Here is a 19798-nt window from a genome sequence, read left to right as displayed (position 1 = left end):
TGAAGCGGCATCCTGTTAATATAGAAAGGAGAAAATGAAGATGGCAAACATTACGGATGTAAAAGAACTTACACATTTTATTGAGGGAAAAATGATCACTGGTAAAAGCGGCCGTTTCTCCGAAGTTTTCAATCCTGCAACAGGAGAGGTCATTGCGAAAGTGCCATTAGCTTCCGCAGAGGAAGTGAAGGAGGCAATTGAAAAAGCAGAAGCTGCGTTCCCTGCATGGCGTGATCTCTCAGTAGCCAAGCGTGCAGAAATTGTAATGAAATTCAGGCACTTGCTGACGGAAAATAAAGAAAAATTAATTGAATTAATCTGCACGGAAAGCGGGAAAACCGAAGAAGATGCATTAGGTGAAATTACCCGTGGAATCGAATCTGTAGATTTAGCTATTAATGCTCCTCATTTGATGAAAGGCGAATATTCAGTAAATGTTGGCGGGCAAATAAATGCTTATTCTGCTAAATATCCGCTAGGTGTAGTAACAGCAATCTCTCCATTCAATTTTCCAATCATGGTGCCGCTCGCTCAGACAAGTATGGCGGTAGCGGTTGGAAATGCGGTTATTTTAAAAGCGTCTGAGCGGGTTCCTATGACAGCTTTATTCATGAGTGAGTTATGGAAAGAAGCAGGACTCCCAGATGGTATTTGGACAGTAATCAATGGAGATAAAGAGGCAGTCAATGAACTGCTTGAGAATCCGGCAGTACAGGCAGTTTCTTTTGTTGGCTCAACACCGGTAGCACATTATATTTATGAAACAAGCGCTAAATATGGCAAACGTGTTGTTGCTTTAGGCGGAGGAAAAAACAATATGGTAGTCATGCCGGATGCTGATCTGGAACAAGTAGCAAATGCTTTCATCAGTGCAGGGTATGGAGCTGCTTCCCAACGTTGTATGGCGATCTCTACATTAATGCCGGTAGGACAAGAAACCGCTGATCGTTTAGTAGAAATATTAAAAGAAAAGATTGAAAACTTAAAAGTTGGGGCTTATACAGACAATGCCGATTATGGCCCTGTTATTTCCCGACAAGCGAAAGAAAATATTCTAAAAGCCATAGACCGCAGTGAAGAAGAAGGTGCAAAAATCGTTTGCGATGGACGTTACAAAGACATTACAAAAAATAGCAATGGCTTCTTTCTGGCACCAACCTTGCTTGATAATGTTAAGCCGGGAATGGAAATTTATGAGGAAGAAGTCTTTGGTCCAGTTCGAAATATTGTACGCGTAGATAATTTAGAAGAAGCGATTGACTTAATCAATCAGCATGAATTAGGGAATGGTGTAACAATTTTCACCAATGATGGTCTGGCAGCAAGGAAGTTCACAACTGAAATTGATGTAGGAATGGTTGGTGTAAATGTACCTATTCCGATTCCGGTTGGCTATCATAACTTTGCAGGTTTTAAAGGTTCAAGATTTGGTGATGGTCAAATGTTTGGTCCAGATCAGGCAAATTTCTATACAAAATCAAAGATGGTCTCAGAACGCTGGCTGGTCCCAAGCGAAAACAGTGGTTTGTCATTTGCATTCCCGAGTAATAAATAGTTTTTATGAAAGCGTTGCCCCTGTTGTGGCAACGCTTTGTGCAGTCTGGACCGTTATTTTGTTTCGGAATACGCGGCAGGGAGTGCAAAGAAGAAATCAATCTTAGAACCAATGGCTTCTGTCAGTAGCTTTTTAATACTTGGACTTTTTAAAATTTGTTTTGGTAAATCATACCGAGTGGGTTGTGTAGAAAGATTTAAAAGGGTTTCCCATACCCTTAAAACGAGGAGGAATTAATTTGTATATACCGAATCATTTTAAAATGGATGATGAAGAATTAATCTATGAATTTATTGAAGCATACGGATTTGCCACCTTATTTTCTCAGCATAATGGGGAACCCTGCGCTACTCATCTTCCCCTCATGTTTAATAAATCTGAAAATGCATTATATGGTCATTTTGCACGTCCGAACGAACAATGGAAGGACGCTCAAAACCAACAAGTCCTTGCTGTTTTCCAAGGTCCCCATTGTTATATCTCGCCTTCCTGGTACGAAACAACTAATGCAGTTCCGACTTGGAATTATGTGTCTATTCATTTATATGGAGAGATGGAGATAGTCGAAGATAGAAAAATAATTTTCGATTCTTTAAATAACTTAGTCAATAAATATGAAAGCAATGATAGTCCATACAATTTAAAAAATGTTGAACCTGGTTTTATAGAAGGAATGAGTAAAGGGATTGCTGCTTTCAGAATAAAAATCACAAAAATTGAAGCAAAAGCTAAATTAAGTCAAAATCATTCCGTGGAGCGGCAAGAATTAATTATTAAGAATCTAGAAAAAACCTCTATACACGAAAATATCCAAATAGCAGCTCTGATGAAGAAAAATCTTCAGTAAATTAATTAAAAGGTTCATAAAAAGCAGACCTTACGAAGGTCTGCTTCCACTTGCTTATGGATTAGTCGACCACATGCCGGCTGTTTTCACAAACACCCGAGGGTTCAATTTCAGCTGTGCCACCATGAATTCTGCGAGGTCTTCCGGCTGCATAACCTTTTCCGGGTTGCCGTCTGTCAGGTTTGTTTCAATCGCAAGGTCAGTGGCCACCGTACTTGGAGTCAATGCGCTAACTCGGATATTATGCTTTCGAACCTCAAGCATCAGAGACTCTGTTAAGCCTAAAACAGCAAATTTGGATGCACTGTATGCACTAGTGACAGGCGCTCCTTTTTGTCCGGCTGTGGATGCGATGTTGATAATGTCTCCGGACTTCTGTTCGATCATTTCAGGAAGAACAGCTCTTGTAACATTATAAACACCCATCAAGTTGACCTGGATGATGCTTTCCCACTCATCAGGCGATAACTCCAGGAATCCTCCGAACTTAGCAATTCCGGCATTGTTAATCAGGATATCCACAGAGCCAAGGTCTGATTTAATATGCTCGACTGCATGAGTAACGGCTTCAAGGTCGGCAACATCGGCTGCTGCAGCAGATACATTCACATCGTACTGGCTAAGTTCATCCGCCATTTTTTCAAGATTTTCAATCGTACGGCCAAGTAATCCAATATTGACGCCTTCTTTCGCGAGCGCGATAGCTGCTGCACGCCCGATCCCTCTGCCTGCTCCTGTGATTAGAGCTGTTTTGCCTTTTAATGTATGCATCGTTTTTCCTCCTCTAAAAAAATCATTCATATACTACCAGAAAGGCTGTAAATTTCCTAATAAATCGCTTGCGCAGCCGGGACATTTGAGGAAGCAGTTTCCCTTGTGATAAGATCATCTTCAATAAAAGGGGGGATTTTAATGAAGCTTAGTATTTTGGACCAATCTGTCGTGGCAAAAGGGGATACTGCAGCTGAAACTTTTCGTAAAACAGTCAAGCTCGCCCAAGTGGCAGAAAACCTTGGCTACACCCGTTTTTGGGTGGCTGAGCATCATAATTCGAATGGAATAGCTGGCTCCTCACCGGAAATTCTTATCTCCCATATTGCATCAAGCACCAGCCGAATTAAGGTCGGTTCAGGCGGCATCCTTCTGCCGCAATACAGCCCTTATAAAATAGCCGAAAATTTTAATGTGCTCCAAACTCTATTTCCAGGACGGATCGATTTGGGCATTGGGAGGTCTCCCGGAGGATCGGCATCCACCCGGCTTGCCCTGACAGATGGAGTAAGGAAAAGTCTGAATGAGTTTCCGAGACAGCTTAGGGATTTGCAGTGGTTTTTGAACAAAGAGCTTCCAGAAGGACATCCTTATCAGCAAGTGAAAGCTTTTCCACAGGCTGAAGATCCTGCACTGTTGTGGCTTCTTGGAATCACGCATCGCGGAGCAAGACTGGCAGCGGAACATGGAGCTGCCTTTACGTATGGACACTTTATCAATCCTGCAAATGGGAAGAGAGCAATGGATACATATTTCAGTCAATTTCAGCCTTCAGCAGCTTTGTCTGAGCCGAAAGCAAATGTGTGTATTTTTGTTGTATGCGCCGAGACACAGGAAGAGGCTGAGAAGCTGGCTTTGAGCCAGGATATGTGGCTGCTGGCAGTTGAAAAAGGGAGGGATACGAGATTAATCCCAAGCATTGAAGCTGAAAGTATCCAGCTCACACACGTAGAAAAAGAAAAAATCACTGTTAACCGCAATCGGATGTTAATCGGTACCCCAGCAAAAATAAAAAAAGAATTGCAGCTGCTCAGCGAAGTCTACGGAACGGATGAGTTTATGGTCATCACCAATATTCATGATTTTCAAGGCAAGCTGAATTCATACACAATGCTGGCTGAAGCTTTCGGCTTAAGTTGAGAATTTATAAACCCCAATTAATCCACCGATAGAAGTATTTTCCTTTTGAGCTTCCCGGATTTCAAAATGTGCATAACTAATTCATTGATTTTTTAAATTTTTCAGAAGTATCCACAATTAAAGGCATTTTTTGCCCGATTCATCCACACTAAGTGGATAATCTAAGCAGACAAAAGAGTTATCCACATAGGCGATCATGATTGAGACAAAAAGTTATCCCCAAACATCATTCTCTTTTATTTATCCACATAAGTGATTGCCTGTCTTCCTATCTGTTCCCATCCGGCAATGAACTTGTCCCTTTGGAATTGGGTGTTTTTCTCCTTAAGCGGGTCGTTTGCATAGATATGATCTTCATCATAGCCTGTGACTAATACAGCATGCATTCGGTAGGTTATTTTGACCGGGCCATCTTTAGTTTCCCAGGTTTCCCATTCTGAATCAGGCAATACGTCGTAAGTGCTGGTGATGATCACCCAGACTGGTCTCCCTTCATCAAGCTGCTCGATTACTTTGTCGAATCTGCTGCCTGTCAGGTCTTCAATTTTTCCGGGCAAATAGCTTTCAGCCAGTTCTGCAACGGGTTCATGGTAGGCGCCGAGTCCAGGTTTATCCAATGTTTGCATATTGCCAACAAAGCCATTATGAATGTTTCCCCTAAAGCCATCCTTTTCGAAAGGAACACGGTTTATTTTTTCGGCTAATTCCATTTTATCGGTCTCTTCTCCTGCATGATTCAGGAGCATGGCAAGACTGGTTACTTCACATCCTCTTTCAAGCTCAGGCTTTTGCGAATAATGAGGGGCATCAATTAACACTTTGCCGTCTTCCTGTTCTGCGGATTCAGATTCACTTTCCTGGCCGGTAAACCAGGATGGTGAAGAGCAGCCTGACAGCAGAATGGATGCCAGTAAAATAGCTCTCTTCAAGACTTACACCCCTTTGTGAAAATTTCGCTTGTCAAAATAATAGGTATAAGACTATTTCCCCATAGTGTCCAGCCTTAATCCACATTCAGCATCAAAAAAAGCCCGGTTTCCCGGACTTCAATGCAGCAGTTAATTAATCTCAGCTTTCCCGCTGGATACAGAGATACGGATGTCATGTTCTCCTGATCCATGTTTGCCGGAAATATCATTTTTATCGCGTTTCTCATCATCCAATTCAAAATGGCTGCTGATATGGCCGCTGCTTGCTTTGCCTTTTAAGGTAAAGTCCGCATCATCAGGCAAATCAAGGCGGACAAAGCCTGAACTTGCTTCCACTTTAATAGAGTCAGTCAGTTTGCCGACCATTATATCCAGCTGTCCTGATGATACCCCGGCATCAAGCTTGCCTTGATAGTTGCGGACCTTCACTTTGCCGGAACTCATATCTATTTCTCCAGTACGGGTAATGATATGATCTGCTTCCATCATTCCTGATGAACCTTCATGCTCAAATTCATCAGTCTTAATGTTGGCAAGGCTGACTTTGCCGGAACTCATATTAACATTCAGACTCTCAAGCACGAAAGGCCTGCTTTCAGATTCACCGGCAAAATTCAAACGGCCGGAACCAATGTTAATTGACATGGACTTATTGAAATCTTCAGGAATGTAAATCTTCAGATTGCTTTTATTATTGAAAAACTGAAAGCCATCCAACCACTTTCTTTTGTATTCCACGCGAACTTCGTTTCCAGCCTTATTTACGGTCACTTTCCCTTTGCCGTCAAGCTCAGCTCTAACGTCATTCCTCTTTTCAGGAATAATGACTGTATCGGAACTTGATACATCTATGCTGATATGATCTGTCCTCTTGCTTAGAGAAGCCTCGGTACTGCTTTCTCCAAAACTCAGCCAGCTGTTTACGCCAGTAAAGAGCAAATAGGAACAGACTAAAATGATAAAAATGGCGAAAATCCTTTTCACAATGAACCCCTGCTTTCCTTCATAAATTTCTTACTTATATTTTATGATAATCCCCATTCATGCACATTGAGCCCCAGCTTTAATTTCTGCTAAGACTTGAGGCGTACAGACTTTAGTATAACGCTCTTTTGTCCGGCGGGAATTTGCAACTTGAATATATACAGAGCAGCAGAAGTTCTACAGAGGCTTTGCATATATAACTGTCAAAAAGAATTCTCTTTTCACTCCTAATATCTTATTATAAAAGGAAAAAACAGGAGAATCTATGAAAACCACAATTGTCAATGGAAAAACAATTAATGCAGGTATGCCTGAGCTATGCGCTAAAAAAAGGGCTGATGCTAATCAGAAAATGATTAAAAAGGATATTAAGATTGTACAGATCTCAAAAGATTACGAGACTGCTGCAAAAGAATTAATACTGAAAGGATTCCAGGAACGCTTCGGATTTATTGACCATTCTTTAAATCCTGATTTGAATTGCCTTACAGAGACGTATAGCGCTGAAGGAGATTTTTTTCTGGCTGGTTTGATTGAAAATGAACTGGTGTGTACGGGTGCAATTACCAATGTAGGCAAAGGGGAATGCAGGCTGCAGCGAATGTCTGTAAAAAAGGAATTCCGGGGTCAGGGCATTGCCGGAATGATGGTACGCCAACTGGAGGATCGCGCCAGAGCAGCCGGTTATAGAAAGGTTGTTCTCGAAACAAATATGGCCTGGGATAGCGCTGTGAACCTCTATAAACGCTGCGGATATATGGAGTATTATATGGAAGATGAGATGATTCATTTATCTAAAGAAATTTAGCGGATTTGCCTAATGGCAAGTCCGATTTTTATTTAAAAGCATGCATATGAGGTGCGATGTTACATAATATATGTTATAATGTATTTATGTTACATTAAAAAATCGATAAAGACAGTGAAAGCGGTAAAAGATAATCTTATGCTGGAAACAGCCGGCGATTCACTGTCACTTCTTTTCTTAAATACAAATATCAGCTCTGAACCATGCTAAAGGCTTGTCACGAGCTGCTGTCATCATCTCTCCGGGCATTACACTAAGTTAAACTCAAATCCGCCTTTTTTTCTTTCAAAACACAAGTCATTCTCCACTATGGATAAACTTTTTATGTAACCTTGATAAAAATCTAAATAAAGAAGGTGATTCGTATTGGCTGAATTTATTTGGCACACAGATGCACTTATCCTATTGGCTGCTATTCTTTTTATTACCGGAGTTATGACAACTAAATTTTCTGCAAGGCTTGGGGTGCCTGCTCTTGTTCTCTTTATCGCGGTAGGAATGGGATTGGGGCAATTCATTTATTTTGATAACGCGAGAATTGCGCAGATGATCGGGGTTTTGGCCTTTATCATTATTTTGTTTGAAGGAGGACTGCAGACGAACTGGAAAACAGCCCGGACAGTCATTGCACCTTCCTTATCATTGGCAACCTTAGGCGTGGTGATTACCACCGGGCTTGTTGCCGTGGCGGCAAAGTTTATTCTCGGTGTAGATTGGACTGTTGCGGTGCTTTTTGGTGCGATTGTCGGTTCGACTGATGCAGCTGCCGTTTTTGCTGTATTAAAAGGGCAAAATATAAAGCCCAGGATTTCCGCAACACTGGAAGCAGAGTCTGGCTCCAATGATCCCATGGCAGTATTCCTGACAGTTGCCATGATTGAGCTGATTATGACTCCCGGCTCCGGCATATTCTCACTTGTTGGTTCTTTCTTTATCCAAATGGGAGTGGGAGCTATAGCTGGTCTCTTGTTTGGCAAATTCGCAATATGGTCATTGAATAAAATTAACTTGGATTCAAGCGGGCTTTATCCCGTTTTTGCCACAGGATTTGCCATGCTGACATATGGAATAACTGCTTATCTGGGGGGCAGCGGCCTTCTCGCTGTATATGTGGCGGGTATCATGATTGGGAACGCAGACATTGCCTATCGCCACTCTGTTTTCCGTTTTACGGAAGGTTTTGCCTGGATGATGCAAATTGCGATGTTCGTTATTTTGGGCCTTCTGGTCTTTCCAAATGAACTTTTCCATTCTGATATTTTGCTAAAAGGCCTGGCTCTTTCAGCACTTCTTATATTTGTTGCCAGACCTGCTGCTGTGTTTCTAACCACCATTAAAATGGGCTTTTCGATGAAAGAATTGATCTTCTTATCCTGGGCAGGATTAAAAGGTGCCGTGCCAATCGTTCTGGCAACTTTCCCGCTGTTATCCGGTGTGGAAGGAAGTCATGAAATTTTCAATGTTGTCTTTTTCGTTGTCCTGACCAGCGCTCTTATCCAGGGATCAACGATTACATTGTTAGCAGAAAAGCTCGGTTTGACTGGTCCTGAAAAGGCTACTCCCATGCATTCACTGGAATTGGTTTCCCTTGGAAAAGCAGATGCAGAAATGATTGAATTCGAAATAGAAGAAGATGCCTTCATTATCGGGCAAAATCTGATGGAGATCCCCTTTCCTGAAGGCGCACTTGTCAACGCAATCATTCGTAAAGATGAGTTAATTACTCCAACAGGCAACACCCAAATTGAGCAGGGAGATTTTCTTTATATCCTTACAAAAAGAAAATATAAAAGAGATCTCAAGCTGCTGCTGAAAAAGAAAAAACCAGCTGAAACTTTGGTAGAAGCAGAGGCGTAGTCAAAAAAGGAACCAGTGTGGAGGAGATCTGCACTGGTTTTTTTGCACTTTCGCGGATATGGCAAGTAAAATTGCGGATAAACTGGAAATTTCGCGGTAATCTTCTATATATTAGCGGATAAATTTTTGAACAGCTACTAATGTCCAAAGTATTGGACATTCTGCCGCCTGAAATGCTACTATAAAAACAGTTTCGGCCCAAAAGGTGATAGGATGAAAAATAAAATAAAGGAAATACGAAAAAAGCTGGGCATAACTCAGAAAAGGCTCGCTCAAGAGTGCAGTGTGGCCAGGCAGACAATCAATTGCATAGAAAATAATAAATATGATCCCACACTGGAGCTCGCTTTTAAAATTTCTAAAACATTAAAAGTAAAGGTAGATGAATTGTTTATTTATGAGTAAATTTAATACGGATACGACCATCACTATGAAAGATATTGTGCGGGAAGGGGATCCTATCCTGCGGGAGACAACAAAAGAAGTCGCATTGCCTTTAACTGAAGAAGATCGCGGAACACTGACTGCGATGATGCAATATTTGAAGAACAGCCAGGATCCTGCCATTGCAAAAAAATATGGCTTGCGTCCGGGCATTGGGCTATCTGCCAACCAAATTGGCCTAAACAAACGCATGTTTACTGCCTATTTTACCAATGAAAAAGGTGAGCCTCAGGAGTATTTCATAATTAATCCGAAGATCATCAGCCACTCTGTCGGTGTGATTTTCCTGCCGGAGGGTGAGGGCTGCCTGTCTGTTGACCGTGACGTAAAAGGGTATGTGCCCCGTTATGAACGCATTAAGGTAAAAGCCCATAATCTTGAGGGAGAAGAAGTGACACTCCGGTTCAAGGGTATCCCGGCCATTATTATGCAGCATGAAATCGACCATCTGAACGGAATAATGTTTTATGATCGAATTGATAAAAATGACCCGTTCAAGATGCCGGAAAATTCGGTTATGGAGAATTTTTAGAAGCATAGACCATGGGTTTATGCTTTTTGTTTTATGGGAACAGGATGTGGTAAATATTTTATAACCACTTATAACAAACTATAACAAAAGGAGGATTAGGCAAATGGATGATAAAACTGCTGAAACCAATATCAAGCTAAATGAAAAGCTGGAGGATCAGACTATTCACTCCCAAATGAACAGCAAGACAGAAACAGAGGATGCCAACCTAAAGTTGCAAGAAGCAATGAATAATCGTGATGAGGAACAAAACATGGCTCCAGCCTATCTTTATAACAACACGCCAGCCATTAAAATTTCAGGAGATGACGAATAAACCGGCTTCGACAAGGAAGCCGGTTTTCTATTAAAAGATTAAAAGTATAACTTTGAACTTCGATAACTGTCTAGCTCCAGGCGCCATCGGCTCTCGGGTCTAAGCCAATCCGTCCAAAAGGTTAAAGAACAACCTTTCAGCAGTCTTGTCTTATGCTTGAGGCCCGCAGGACAAGGAAGGCTTCGTCAGCATTGCATCGCACGACCGAAAGCGGCAGCTTTTGGGAGGATGCGGGTCATGCAGACGTTGCCACAGGACGTGGCGGTTTTAGTCTGCGTTCCTAGGTAGGCGGGCGCCTTGCGCTTTTCTTAATCCAAATCAGTCTTATCCTTTTGATCTTTATTCCTCTTATTGCCCTTGCTGTTATCTCCGCTGATGGCTGATTGATTTCCTTTTGGTGAGTTTTGATTATTACTGCCTTTATTGAACTTTTTTGTCATAGCGATTCTCCTTTCTTATAAATGCTTCCTTATTTTTTCTAAAGCGCTCCTTTTTTATCCGGACCGGCCTTCATCTTTCCTTTATGAAAAGCATATACATCTAAAAGGATTATGATGGGGGGATCTATATGAATGAAATAGGATTGACGCCTTGGGAGGAGCATGCCTTTTGGCTGGAGATTCTTGAAGACCATGCGATCTTTGTCAGGGACTTTCTTTCTCCAACAGAAGGCAAGTATGTAAAAAGAGCGGATGAATACAGACAAGCCTTCCGTAATCTTAGGAATAAGCTTAATCTGGTACCTCCTTCTGCACAGGCCAGCTCACAGGAAGCAATTGCGATGGCCATGGAGATATGGCCGGTTGCAAACGGTTATTTTCAGTTCGAAGGAAAGCTGCAGAATTTGAGAATCAATAATTTGATCAATCTTAATCTCTCGCCAACCTACTTTAATGGCACATTAAATGAAAATCAGGAATATCTGCGCCTGCTGACTTATTTTACAAATGGGCAGACACCGCCGCCGCAATCCCTTTTTGATTTGCTGGATCTGTGGCTTGAGGACCAGCTGGGACATATCATTCTTTTAAGAAACTCGATTGATCCAATTGAGGTTTTTGTTGATGACCAGGCAGAAACCTATACTAGGATTTTTCAGGGCTTCGTTGTACAGAACAGGCATATGAAGGGATATCTCCGGTTTACTCTGCCAGGGTTTCCGCGCCAGCAGGAAATGGCCCGGGATGTGGGGATGGCTGTGATTGAAATGAATGAATACATTAAAGACATTGTCCAAAAATACACCGGCAAAAGAATTCTTAATAAAGCGACGCTTCGATTTCTCGAACATCATTTCCCTGAAGCCTGTTATTTAATTAAAAAACTCAGCTACTATGCTCCCGAACTGGGTGAAGAAGCTTCTAAATGTTCTTTGAAAAAACCATCTTATTCATAGCATCCTTAAGCCCTCTTATAGAAAGAGGGTTTTTTTCTTTAGCCTCCTATAAACTAACCACTTTAGGAAAAGATAAAATATAATCCATTTCTCAAACAGGAGGCAAACACATGAAAAAGACTATTTTTAGTGCTGTTCTAATCTGTTTAGTTTTAATTATTTCAGGGTGCGGAACGAATAAAGCAAATCCTGAAAATCAGGATCAAAATGCTTCAGAAGAGCAGGATTTATGGGCAAAAGTCCAGGATGAGGGAAAGCTGTTAATAGGAACAGAAGGCACTTATCCGCCATTCACGTTCCATGACGACAAAGGCGAGCTTACCGGTTTTGATGTGGAAATCTCAAAGGAAGTGGCCAAAAGGCTTGGTGTGAAGCCGGAATTTCTGGAAACACAATGGGATGCCATGTTCGCCGGATTGGATTCAAAACGTTTTGATATGATCGCAAACCAGGTGGGGATTCGCCCTGATCGCCAGGAGAAATACGACTTTTCGGATCCTTATATTTCTTCTGCAGCTGTTTTGATTACACATGAATCCAACAATTCAGTTTCAAGCTTTGAAGATATAGAGGGTTTGAAAGCCGCACAGTCCATGACGAGCAATTATGCAGATCTGGCAAAGTCATATGGAGCGGAAATTGTAGGAGTCGACGGATTTAACCAGGCGATTGAACTGATTAATTCAAAGCGTGCAGATGTTACACTCAACGATAATTTGTCTTTTTTGGATTTTAAAAAACAAAAGCCTGATGCTCCAGTCAAAATCGCAGACGAATCCGAAGACGCTTCCCAAAGCGGCCTAATGTTCAGAAAGGGAAGCGGTACATTGGTTGATGAAGTCAATAAAGCCTTGGAAGAAATGATTGAGGATGGCACTTACTTGAAAATTTCAGAAAAATGGTTTGGTGAAGATGTACTTAAATAGTATATTCATCAATCCGGAAAGGGTCGAAAGACTTATAGAGATTGGCAAGAATTCATTTCAGCCATTGCTGGAGGGTGCCATTGTCTATACCATCCCATTAACACTGATTTCATTTATATGCGGGCTGGCATTGGCAATCTTTACGGCACTCGCCCGCATTTCAGGAAATAAGGCGCTGGAGACGATAGCCAGAATTTATGTATCAGCCATAAGGGGCACACCGCTTCTTGTGCAGCTGTTCATCATTTTTTACGGGCTTCCGACGATTGGTATCATTATAGATCCTTTCCCCTCAGCGATCATAGGATTTTCGCTGAATGTAGGGGCGTATGCTTCCGAAATTATCCGGGCAGCCATCCTTTCAATCCCAAAAGGACAATGGGAAGCGGGATATTCCATAGGCATGTCTTATTCGCAGACGCTTAAGAGGATTATCCTACCGCAGGCATCCAGAGTATCAATACCGCCGTTATCCAATTCATTCATCAGTCTTGTAAAAGATACCTCTCTGGCTTCCATGATTCTGGTTACAGAGATGTTCCGAAGAGCACAGGAAATAGCCGCTACTAATTATGAATTTTTGCTTCTTTATACGCAGGCTGCCTTCATATATTGGGTGATTTGCTTTATGCTCTCGATCGTGCAGGGGAGGCTAGAACGCCGTCTGGACCGATATATTTCTTCATGAAAAGAGGCAATGCTATTAATGATTAATATTAAGGATTTGCATAAGCAATTTGATCAGCTGAAAGTACTGAAAGGAATTAATTTGGAAGTGACGAAAGGAAAAGTGGTTGTAGTGATTGGGCCATCCGGCTCCGGAAAAACGACCTTGCTGCGGTGCTTAAATGTGCTGGAGCAGCCTACTTCAGGCCTGCTTGCCATTGGAGATCAAGTCCTCGACTTTTCTCAGCAGGTCTCGAAAAGGCAAATACCTCCCTTCAGACGCCTTACGGGAATGGTTTTTCAGAACTATAATTTATTTCCGCATATGACTGCAATCGAAAATGTCATGGAGGGGCCGGTTACAGTGAAAGGCGAATCAAAGGAAGCGGCAAAGGAAAAGGGGGAAATGCTTTTAAGAAAAGTTGGATTAGCTGATAAATCTGCCTATTATCCTTTTCAGCTTTCAGGCGGCCAGCAGCAGCGGGTAGGGATTGCACGCGCTCTTGCAATGGAGCCAAAGGTTATGCTATTTGATGAGCCTACTTCGGCACTGGACCCTGAACTAGTTGGAGAAGTGCTGAGGGTGATGAAGGATCTGGCCGCTGAAGGAATGACAATGGTGGTCGTTACTCATGAGATGAGATTTGCAAGGGAAGCAGCGGATGAAGTCATTTTCATGGACGGCGGTATTGTAGTGGAACGCGGCAAACCTGAACAGATATTCTCCAGTCCAAAAGAAGTCCGCACCAGCCAGTTCCTGAATTTAATTCAATAGACAGACCTCTGCAGACAGGCAGAGGTCTATTTTTATCAAAAAAAAATGCTTCCTTAACAGGAAGCGGAAAAAAAGGGGGATTTACACTTGTAGAATTAGTATGCCCGGGCAGAGTATTTCTTATTCATACCTTCTAAAAATTAATAATTGATTTAAACACATTCTCATGGATCCCTTTCGCTGCGGGGTTTATTTCATGGTATTCGTGCTATACTGAAAATAGAATCCGGTGATAGAGGTGTAAAGATGAAGGAAAATATTTTAATATGTGTAAGCAATCCCAATCATGCGGAAATACTGACCCAAAGAGGCAAAAAACTGAAGGAAGCATTTCAGGGGGATGGCTATATTCTCTCCGTAGAAAACCGGAAGCACGAAGAGCTTAACTTTAACGAGCTTCAGACAAAATACTTATTCGAAAGTTTAGCAGATAAATATGGACTGAAGATGCTCTCCAAGTATGCCGAGGGCAAAAAAATCGCCAGGGTGATAGCTGATGTGGTAAAGGAGCATAATATTACCCAGATTATCCTTGGGCAGGCTGTTCAAACCAAGCTGGAGCGGATGGTAAAGCATTCGCTGATCAATGATTTATTCCAGCTGCTTGAAGGAGTAGATATACATGTCGTAGAAGTTTCAAGAAAGGTTCATGATCCTTCTGACGACTGGGATAAGGGGCTGCCGGCCATGATCGTCAAGAAAGGCTCCGATTATCATTTAATCATTGGAGAAGATCATGAAAATGGAGTAAAGGGCATCTTTTTTAAAGAATTATCATCCGACTTCTCGAACGGTTTTTTTGTTATACAAAAAGATAATAACCATGAAGTGCTCCGTATTCACCATGGTGTTGTAGATAGTAATATATTGGGAGATAAATAAGCCGGCTCATCCAGCCGGCTTTTGCTGCTTTTTAGATTAAGTCATTTACATAATAAACTTTTCCGCTCTCAATTTCCTTCTGCAGAAGCAAATTGACTAGTGCATTAGCCACAGTTTCCGTATCTCTTAGCATGCCTTTCTCCTTATATGCCTGGAATTTTTCAAGATCATGAAATGCTTCCTTCGCTGATGAACGTATGGTTCCCTGCATAGCAGTGTCCATAACACCGGGACTAAAGGCAATAATCTTGTGGGTGCTGCCTGCTGTCAGCAGCTCCAATGCAGCTGTTTCCGTAAACATATTAATTCCGGCTTTTGTGCTGCAGTAAGCACTCCATCCCTGTATGGGCCTTTCAGCAGCACCTGAAGTAATGTTGACAATGGTCATTTCACTTGAAACTTCACACAGCAGGATGTTGGAAATCATAATAGGAGCAATCAGATTAACGTGAGCATTTTGAATTAATGCCGCATGATCAAGGTTTCCGGCAGTACCAATTGGATCAATGACCCCTGCGTTATTAAATACATATAGGGTTTCCGGCTGTTTTTCCTTCAATAGTGCTGTCAGTTCTCTGAAAGCAGATTCAAGCTCATCCGGTGAGGACAAATTGCAGAAATATTGGGCAAAGAATAATTGATTCTCTGCAGCAAGTGTTGCCAGCTCAGGGTTTTCAGTCCTTGATACAGATATGATGCCAGTTCCTTCTGTAATCATTCTTTTGGCAATGGATGCTCCTAAACCTTTGGATGCACCTGTTATGATAGCTATTTTCATTTTATCACTCCTATTTCCTGTTTGATTCTTCTATTAAAACAGAAAATAATTATTTTTTCCTTAATCAGCCATTGTGGTCCTTTCTGAATGCCTTCATTTCATCTTCTATTAAATTGATGATTGAGAGGATAATTCCTGAAAATAGGCTGGCAATCGTAATGATGCTTATGCCAAACAGAAGGTAAAGAATACATGTGCTGAAAAAAGTAAACAGGAGACAATAATGGCAAGCCTTAATTTTCCGCATTGACTGGCTCTGCCTTCCAGTAATATTCACTAAACACATCAGCAAATGCTTTGATGGAGTTATTCAGTTCATCCAGATTGTTTTCAACACCTCCGAATTCCAGCAAAAGAGCCCGCTCGGAAAGATCCTGATTGTAAATGCCGTTGCCTTCACTTTTTCCTTTAACAAAAACTCCCCTGCTTATTCCTTTATATTTTGCTTCCAATGCTTTATGGAGCTCGGTAGCCACTTTTAAGTTCTGTTCATAGTTTTTGTGCTCTTTGCCGACGACAAAAAACAGTCGCGCGTATGGTTCCTGGCCAATTACTGCGGTTGTTTTCCCTCGGGGAAGCGAATCCCTATGGATATCAATCAGGAATTTAACATCCTTATTCTCTGCCATGGCGGATTGTACAGTTTCTCTGGACATGGCATAGGAATTTTCCCAGTTCCAGCCCTTCTTTTTCAGTTCTGAGGCAATATTGGTTTTATCATGCTCAGCACCAATGCCTTTTCTCGCCAGCTCTTCACTAAGCTTTTTCCCGACAGCAATAACATTCACCTGTTCATTTGGACTAACGGCCTCATCAGTATCCTTTACATCTTTTAAAAGCGGAGCGAACGATTCCCAGCTGTGGGAATGGTAAATAAGAACCCCTTTTTTGTCCGGAATAACTGGAGGAGCCGTATTTTCTTCATTTTGACCGTCATTCATAGCAAGTTCTTTTTCTTTTAAAAGGACTTCTAGGGGAGGGGCAGATTCCACTGGAAGGTTGGTAAAGTCGGTACCTTCTCCGGCAACAGCAATACCAGTGTCGAAGATCGAAAAACCAGGCAGCTCCCGGCCAAGGAACGTTCTGATATCCTTCGGCTGTGTGTTGGTTGCCAGCTTAAATAGGGTTCCGGATAGGGAATAGCTTTCAGCGGGAAATTCCTTGTGAAAATAATGATTCTCAGCTTTCAAAATGTGAATGAAGAGCTGGTCGGCTTTAATGTCCTTAAGCAGCACATTCATATGTGACGAGGTGAAGGCAGCCGGATAAAGCGCAACAACCCCAGCGAGCGCCACTGCTGCACAAATACTGAAAATCCAGCTGTTTATATAAAAGAAAATAGAATGGACTCTTAATTTAGAATTCATATAAATCCCTCCATTCTCTAAATATATGACGGATAAGCTGATTTAGAAGATGGGGAACGCTCTAAAGAAAAGGAAAAACCGGGCAGAATGCCGAAATCATAAAAAGAGATGCTGAAATGAACTAATTCTATTTGTATTTAGATTTATAAGCCTGTATAAAGGAGATGCATTATATGGCACAGCCAGCATTAATTGAAAAAGACGAACATAAAAAAATAGCCATAAGCTTATTCAATAAAGTGTGGGATTTAATGGAAAATCCTGATAGAACCGATGAGGAAGACCACGAAATGATACATATGGCGCATGCATCGTGCTATCATTGGGGTGTCGCAGGTCAGCCTGTTAATCTGTCAAGGGGAGAGTGGCAGATATCCAGGGTATATACAGTCTTAAACAGAGCTGAGCCTGCTCTCTTTCATGCTAAAAGAAATCTTGAAATTTGTCTTTCTAACAAAATTGGAGACTTTGATCTGGCATTTTCTTATGAAGCTCTAGCCCGTGCATATAAACTAGCCGGCGATGAGGAAAATGCACACCAGTATAAAAAGCTGGCTTGCGAGGCTGCAGAAGAGATAGCGAAAGAAGGGGACAAAAAAGTGGTCCTGAATGATCTTGCTTCCATCTAGTATATAACTCATAATTAAAAGCAATCCTTTGTACTGAATCTCAAAAGGCCTGAAAGGGTCTTTTATTTTTTGAAAAGATTTCATTGTTTTATCACAAATGGCTTTTATATTGATAATATCAAAAGACAATATAGAAAAAGAGAGGGACACTAAATTGAAAAAGTTATTATTCAGCATAATGGCGAGCTTGCTTGTTCTTGGCGGATGCAGCCAATCAGAAGAAGAAAAGCCTGCCAAAAACGACGAAGTGCCGCAAATCATTGAAGCAGTCATCCAGGTGCCTGAAACCATTGATCCGGGTGAGGAGGCAACCCTTGCCGTCACTGTCAGACAAGGCGGTGAGGCCGTAACGGATGCGGATGAGGTGAAATTTGAAATATGGCAGGAAGGACAAAAAGAAAACGGTGAAATGGCAGAGGCAAAGCACGACTCAGAGGGGAGATATACAGCTGATCATATATTTACAGAAGAAGGCCTCTACTATGTTCAGTCCCATGTAACGGCAAGAAGCCAGCATACAATGCCAATGGTTTCCATACAAGTTGGCGAGGCAAAAGCGGAGGACCCGGGAACGGAGCATGAACAAGAAAATGAGGGACATGAAGAAGGCCACTCTCACAGCCATGGCGGAGAAGTATCCATTGAGCTGCAGGCACCTGACCAAATTCATGTAAACGAACAAACAGCTTTATCTGCCATGGTTGATAATGAAGGGGAACCGCTGGCGGATGCTAAAGTAAAGCTTGAAATCTCACTTAATGGCGCAACGCCTCAATGGGTGAACATGCCTGAAACGGAACCGGGCAAATACACTGCCGACCATCAGTTTAGCGATGCGGGCACATACACCATCACGACACATGTTGAAAAAGGCGACGATATTCACGAGCACACAGAAACTGAACTAACGGTGCAATAAAGCATTAATCAGCGGGGTTCTTTCATGCCCTGCTGATTTTTTGTTGGGTCAGGCAGGAGTTATTTAATTATACAGATGAACTTTAGCTGTAGTTTGGGATCCTGCAGGGCAAGTTCGGACAGGAAAGGCAGAAAAAGGCCGGAGTCTGTCCGAACCTGGGTCTCCTTCGGGCAAGAGCGCCAAAGAAACTGCCTCAGATACTCCGCTTTCATTTTCATGATAATATAAGGGGAGAGATTACAGAAAAGCAGGTGTCAAAGAGATGTCAGAAACACATTTGCATTTTAATACGGGAATTGGGGTCCAAAAGCCTAATAGCATTCGGAATAAGGATATAAACTGCCCTTTTTGTGCAAGGGAGGAGCTGACGGATATTATCGCCGTTGAGGATTCAATTATTTTGCTGAAAAATAAGTTTCCTGTTCTGGAAAACTCCTATCAGACCGTGCTGATTGAAACGGATCTATGTGACGGTGAGCTATCCATTTATCCTGAGGAGCATTTGGTCAGGCTGATTTCATTTGGATTAAAACATTGGCTTCAAATGGAAGAGAGCGGAGAATATGAGTCTGTTTTATTTTTCAAAAACCACGGTCCATTATCCGGGGGGAGTATTGCCCATCCGCATATGCAAATAGTCGGATTGAGAAATATTGATTACAAGGAAAAAATTCAGGCAGAGGACTTTGAAGGCCTCCTTATACATGAGGAAAGCAATACGGTGTTCACTTTATCCACTTCACCTAGAATCGGTTTTTATGAATTCAATGTAAAGCTTGCCGATCAGGATGATATTCCGTACTTTGCAAAATGCATCCAGGCAGCTGCCCATTATATTCTGAATGCCTTTCCATTTCCAAGCAATAGTTATAATTTGTTTTTCTACAGGCTGGGCAGGGATATTTACGCAAAAATTGTTCCCCGCTATATTACCACACCAATTTTTATTGGCTACAGCATCCCTCAGGTACCTAATAATCTTGAATGGATGAGAGATGATATAAAAGTGAGATATTTCAGCGGGAAGTTTAAAGCCAGGCCTTAATGCCTTGTGTACCCGATTGATGGGTACCTTAGACGGATGCTGAATATGGACGGAAATAACCATTCTCAGTAATCGTAAAAATTTGAAATAATACCCATTCGCTTTTAGAAGTTGTGATTTATCTCTATAAAAAATATAATGAAATATTGTAGCGGGGAATAATGTGAGGTACATACCTATTCCTTGCGCTGTGCTCCGTTATGCCTTAAAAGCTAAAGGCAAATGGTTTTGT

The 19798-nt window shown here is 41.8% G+C and carries 23 protein-coding genes; 16 read left to right on the top strand and 7 right to left on the bottom strand.

Annotated features, from left to right (window positions below; all coding sequences use genetic code 11):
* Positions 1-40 precede the first annotated feature (40 nt).
* Positions 41-1555 (top strand): CoA-acylating methylmalonate-semialdehyde dehydrogenase, encoded by a 1515-nt coding sequence (locus ACXAD1_RS21160; protein WP_474910896.1) that lies wholly within the window; start codon positions 41-43, stop codon positions 1553-1555.
* Positions 1556-1793: 238 nt separating this feature from the next.
* Complete coding sequence (locus ACXAD1_RS21155; RefSeq protein WP_206840230.1) at positions 1794-2402, top strand: FMN-binding negative transcriptional regulator; 609 nt, start codon at positions 1794-1796, stop codon at positions 2400-2402.
* Between the two features lie 54 nt (positions 2403-2456).
* Here ACXAD1_RS21155 and ACXAD1_RS21150 read toward each other — a convergent pair whose 3' ends face one another.
* Positions 2457-3173, bottom strand: a complete 717-nt coding sequence (locus ACXAD1_RS21150) for a 3-ketoacyl-ACP reductase (RefSeq protein WP_009331790.1) — start codon at positions 3171-3173, stop codon at positions 2457-2459.
* Between the two features lie 141 nt (positions 3174-3314).
* Between ACXAD1_RS21150 and ACXAD1_RS21145 the strand changes: the two genes are divergently transcribed.
* Complete coding sequence (locus ACXAD1_RS21145) at positions 3315-4313, top strand: LLM class flavin-dependent oxidoreductase (RefSeq protein ID WP_474910895.1); 999 nt, start codon at positions 3315-3317, stop codon at positions 4311-4313.
* 236 nt (positions 4314-4549) lie between these two features.
* Here ACXAD1_RS21145 and ACXAD1_RS21140 read toward each other — a convergent pair whose 3' ends face one another.
* Entirely contained in the window at positions 4550-5242 is a 693-nt protein-coding gene (locus ACXAD1_RS21140; RefSeq protein ID WP_474910894.1) for a C39 family peptidase, read from the bottom strand.
* A 129-nt stretch (positions 5243-5371) separates the two neighbouring features.
* Complete coding sequence (gene liaG / locus ACXAD1_RS21135; RefSeq protein ID WP_474910893.1) at positions 5372-6226, bottom strand: LiaG family protein; 855 nt, start codon at positions 6224-6226, stop codon at positions 5372-5374.
* Positions 6227-6491: 265 nt separating this feature from the next.
* Between liaG and ACXAD1_RS21130 the strand changes: the two genes are divergently transcribed.
* The 5 genes from ACXAD1_RS21130 to ACXAD1_RS21110 all read left to right on the top strand — a co-directional run bounded on the left by ACXAD1_RS21130 (position 6492) and on the right by ACXAD1_RS21110 (position 10183).
* Positions 6492-7034 (top strand): GNAT family N-acetyltransferase, encoded by a 543-nt coding sequence (locus tag ACXAD1_RS21130; RefSeq protein ID WP_474910892.1) that lies wholly within the window; start codon positions 6492-6494, stop codon positions 7032-7034.
* A 366-nt stretch (positions 7035-7400) separates the two neighbouring features.
* The gene (locus ACXAD1_RS21125) at positions 7401-8891 is read left to right on the top strand and encodes a potassium/proton antiporter (RefSeq protein ID WP_206840237.1); all 1491 of its coding nucleotides are present in this window, start codon (positions 7401-7403) and stop codon (positions 8889-8891) included.
* Between the two features lie 213 nt (positions 8892-9104).
* Positions 9105-9296: a helix-turn-helix transcriptional regulator gene (locus ACXAD1_RS21120; protein WP_009331775.1), complete on the top strand. Its 192-nt coding sequence runs from the start codon at positions 9105-9107 to the stop codon at positions 9294-9296.
* Complete coding sequence (gene def / locus ACXAD1_RS21115) at positions 9289-9867, top strand: peptide deformylase (RefSeq protein WP_474910891.1); 579 nt, start codon at positions 9289-9291, stop codon at positions 9865-9867. Before ACXAD1_RS21120 ends, def begins: the two co-directional genes overlap by 8 nt.
* Positions 9868-9970: 103 nt before the next feature.
* Positions 9971-10183 (top strand): hypothetical protein, encoded by a 213-nt coding sequence (locus ACXAD1_RS21110; RefSeq protein WP_474910890.1) that lies wholly within the window; start codon positions 9971-9973, stop codon positions 10181-10183.
* 308 nt (positions 10184-10491) lie between these two features.
* On the opposite strand, the gene ACXAD1_RS21105 is transcribed toward ACXAD1_RS21110, so the two are convergent.
* The gene (locus ACXAD1_RS21105; RefSeq protein WP_280516093.1) at positions 10492-10623 is read right to left on the bottom strand and encodes a hypothetical protein; all 132 of its coding nucleotides are present in this window, start codon (positions 10621-10623) and stop codon (positions 10492-10494) included.
* Between the two features lie 128 nt (positions 10624-10751).
* On the opposite strand from ACXAD1_RS21105, the gene ACXAD1_RS21100 reads away from it, so the two are divergent.
* From ACXAD1_RS21100 to ACXAD1_RS21080, 5 genes are all read left to right on the top strand, one after another.
* On the top strand, positions 10752-11579 hold the full coding sequence (locus tag ACXAD1_RS21100; RefSeq protein WP_474910889.1) for a DUF2935 domain-containing protein: 828 nt from the start codon (positions 10752-10754) through the stop codon (positions 11577-11579).
* Between the two features lie 110 nt (positions 11580-11689).
* A complete protein-coding gene (locus ACXAD1_RS21095) occupies positions 11690-12505 on the top strand; it encodes an amino acid ABC transporter substrate-binding protein (RefSeq protein ID WP_474910888.1) in 816 nt (271 codons plus the stop codon).
* Complete coding sequence (locus ACXAD1_RS21090; protein ID WP_474910887.1) at positions 12492-13193, top strand: amino acid ABC transporter permease; 702 nt, start codon at positions 12492-12494, stop codon at positions 13191-13193. Before ACXAD1_RS21095 ends, ACXAD1_RS21090 begins: the two co-directional genes overlap by 14 nt.
* An 18-nt stretch (positions 13194-13211) precedes the next feature.
* Positions 13212-13946 carry an amino acid ABC transporter ATP-binding protein gene (locus ACXAD1_RS21085; RefSeq protein ID WP_474910886.1) on the top strand — a complete coding sequence of 245 codons (735 nt, stop codon included), beginning with the start codon at positions 13212-13214 and terminating at the stop codon, positions 13944-13946.
* Positions 13947-14192: 246 nt separating this feature from the next.
* A complete protein-coding gene (locus tag ACXAD1_RS21080) occupies positions 14193-14828 on the top strand; it encodes an adenine nucleotide alpha hydrolase family protein (RefSeq protein ID WP_474910885.1) in 636 nt (211 codons plus the stop codon).
* 31 nt (positions 14829-14859) lie between these two features.
* Here ACXAD1_RS21080 and ACXAD1_RS21075 read toward each other — a convergent pair whose 3' ends face one another.
* From ACXAD1_RS21075 to spoIIP, 3 genes are all read right to left on the bottom strand, one after another.
* Positions 14860-15606 (bottom strand): (S)-benzoin forming benzil reductase, encoded by a 747-nt coding sequence (locus ACXAD1_RS21075; RefSeq protein WP_474910884.1) that lies wholly within the window; start codon positions 15604-15606, stop codon positions 14860-14862.
* Between the two features lie 64 nt (positions 15607-15670).
* Entirely contained in the window at positions 15671-15853 is a 183-nt protein-coding gene (locus tag ACXAD1_RS21070; RefSeq protein WP_206840248.1) for a hypothetical protein, read from the bottom strand.
* The gene (spoIIP, locus tag ACXAD1_RS21065; protein ID WP_206840249.1) at positions 15840-16973 is read right to left on the bottom strand and encodes a stage II sporulation protein P; all 1134 of its coding nucleotides are present in this window, start codon (positions 16971-16973) and stop codon (positions 15840-15842) included. The genes ACXAD1_RS21070 and spoIIP overlap by 14 nt, the downstream gene beginning before the upstream one ends.
* Positions 16974-17146: 173 nt before the next feature.
* Between spoIIP and ACXAD1_RS21060 the strand changes: the two genes are divergently transcribed.
* The 3 genes from ACXAD1_RS21060 to ACXAD1_RS21050 all read left to right on the top strand — a co-directional run bounded on the left by ACXAD1_RS21060 (position 17147) and on the right by ACXAD1_RS21050 (position 19566).
* On the top strand, positions 17147-17602 hold the full coding sequence (locus tag ACXAD1_RS21060; RefSeq protein WP_244671198.1) for a hypothetical protein: 456 nt from the start codon (positions 17147-17149) through the stop codon (positions 17600-17602).
* Positions 17603-17756: 154 nt separating this feature from the next.
* A complete protein-coding gene (locus ACXAD1_RS21055) occupies positions 17757-18521 on the top strand; it encodes a FixH family protein (RefSeq protein WP_244671199.1) in 765 nt (254 codons plus the stop codon).
* 262 nt (positions 18522-18783) lie between these two features.
* The gene (locus ACXAD1_RS21050) at positions 18784-19566 is read left to right on the top strand and encodes a DUF4931 domain-containing protein (RefSeq protein ID WP_370221543.1); all 783 of its coding nucleotides are present in this window, start codon (positions 18784-18786) and stop codon (positions 19564-19566) included.
* Positions 19567-19798 lie beyond the last annotated feature (232 nt).

Source organism: Cytobacillus sp. ABV4_503 (assembly GCF_056158445.1).
Note: the sequence above shows the minus strand (reverse complement) of the source record. Positions and strands in the feature narration are given on the sequence as shown.

What these genes read in the sequence shown, in the direction of transcription:
- ACXAD1_RS21160 (WP_474910896.1), top strand. Translation starts at nt 41, where the DNA reads ATGGCAAACATTACGGATGTAAAAGAACTTACACATTTTATTGAGGGA.
- ACXAD1_RS21150 (WP_009331790.1), bottom strand. Translation starts at nt 3,173, where the DNA reads ATGCATACATTAAAAGGCAAAACAGCTCTAATCACAGGAGCAGGCAGA.
- ACXAD1_RS21145 (WP_474910895.1), top strand. Translation starts at nt 3,315, where the DNA reads ATGAAGCTTAGTATTTTGGACCAATCTGTCGTGGCAAAAGGGGATACT.
- ACXAD1_RS21130 (WP_474910892.1), top strand. Translation starts at nt 6,492, where the DNA reads ATGAAAACCACAATTGTCAATGGAAAAACAATTAATGCAGGTATGCCT.
- ACXAD1_RS21120 (WP_009331775.1), top strand. Translation starts at nt 9,105, where the DNA reads ATGAAAAATAAAATAAAGGAAATACGAAAAAAGCTGGGCATAACTCAG.
- def (WP_474910891.1), top strand. Translation starts at nt 9,289, where the DNA reads ATGAGTAAATTTAATACGGATACGACCATCACTATGAAAGATATTGTG.
- ACXAD1_RS21110 (WP_474910890.1), top strand. Translation starts at nt 9,971, where the DNA reads ATGGATGATAAAACTGCTGAAACCAATATCAAGCTAAATGAAAAGCTG.
- ACXAD1_RS21105 (WP_280516093.1), bottom strand. Translation starts at nt 10,623, where the DNA reads ATGACAAAAAAGTTCAATAAAGGCAGTAATAATCAAAACTCACCAAAA.
- ACXAD1_RS21100 (WP_474910889.1), top strand. Translation starts at nt 10,752, where the DNA reads ATGAATGAAATAGGATTGACGCCTTGGGAGGAGCATGCCTTTTGGCTG.
- ACXAD1_RS21095 (WP_474910888.1), top strand. Translation starts at nt 11,690, where the DNA reads ATGAAAAAGACTATTTTTAGTGCTGTTCTAATCTGTTTAGTTTTAATT.
- ACXAD1_RS21090 (WP_474910887.1), top strand. Translation starts at nt 12,492, where the DNA reads ATGTACTTAAATAGTATATTCATCAATCCGGAAAGGGTCGAAAGACTT.
- ACXAD1_RS21085 (WP_474910886.1), top strand. Translation starts at nt 13,212, where the DNA reads ATGATTAATATTAAGGATTTGCATAAGCAATTTGATCAGCTGAAAGTA.
- ACXAD1_RS21080 (WP_474910885.1), top strand. Translation starts at nt 14,193, where the DNA reads ATGAAGGAAAATATTTTAATATGTGTAAGCAATCCCAATCATGCGGAA.
- ACXAD1_RS21075 (WP_474910884.1), bottom strand. Translation starts at nt 15,606, where the DNA reads ATGAAAATAGCTATCATAACAGGTGCATCCAAAGGTTTAGGAGCATCC.
- ACXAD1_RS21070 (WP_206840248.1), bottom strand. Translation starts at nt 15,853, where the DNA reads ATGCGGAAAATTAAGGCTTGCCATTATTGTCTCCTGTTTACTTTTTTC.
- spoIIP (WP_206840249.1), bottom strand. Translation starts at nt 16,973, where the DNA reads ATGAATTCTAAATTAAGAGTCCATTCTATTTTCTTTTATATAAACAGC.
- ACXAD1_RS21060 (WP_244671198.1), top strand. Translation starts at nt 17,147, where the DNA reads ATGGCACAGCCAGCATTAATTGAAAAAGACGAACATAAAAAAATAGCC.
- ACXAD1_RS21050 (WP_370221543.1), top strand. Translation starts at nt 18,784, where the DNA reads ATGTCAGAAACACATTTGCATTTTAATACGGGAATTGGGGTCCAAAAG.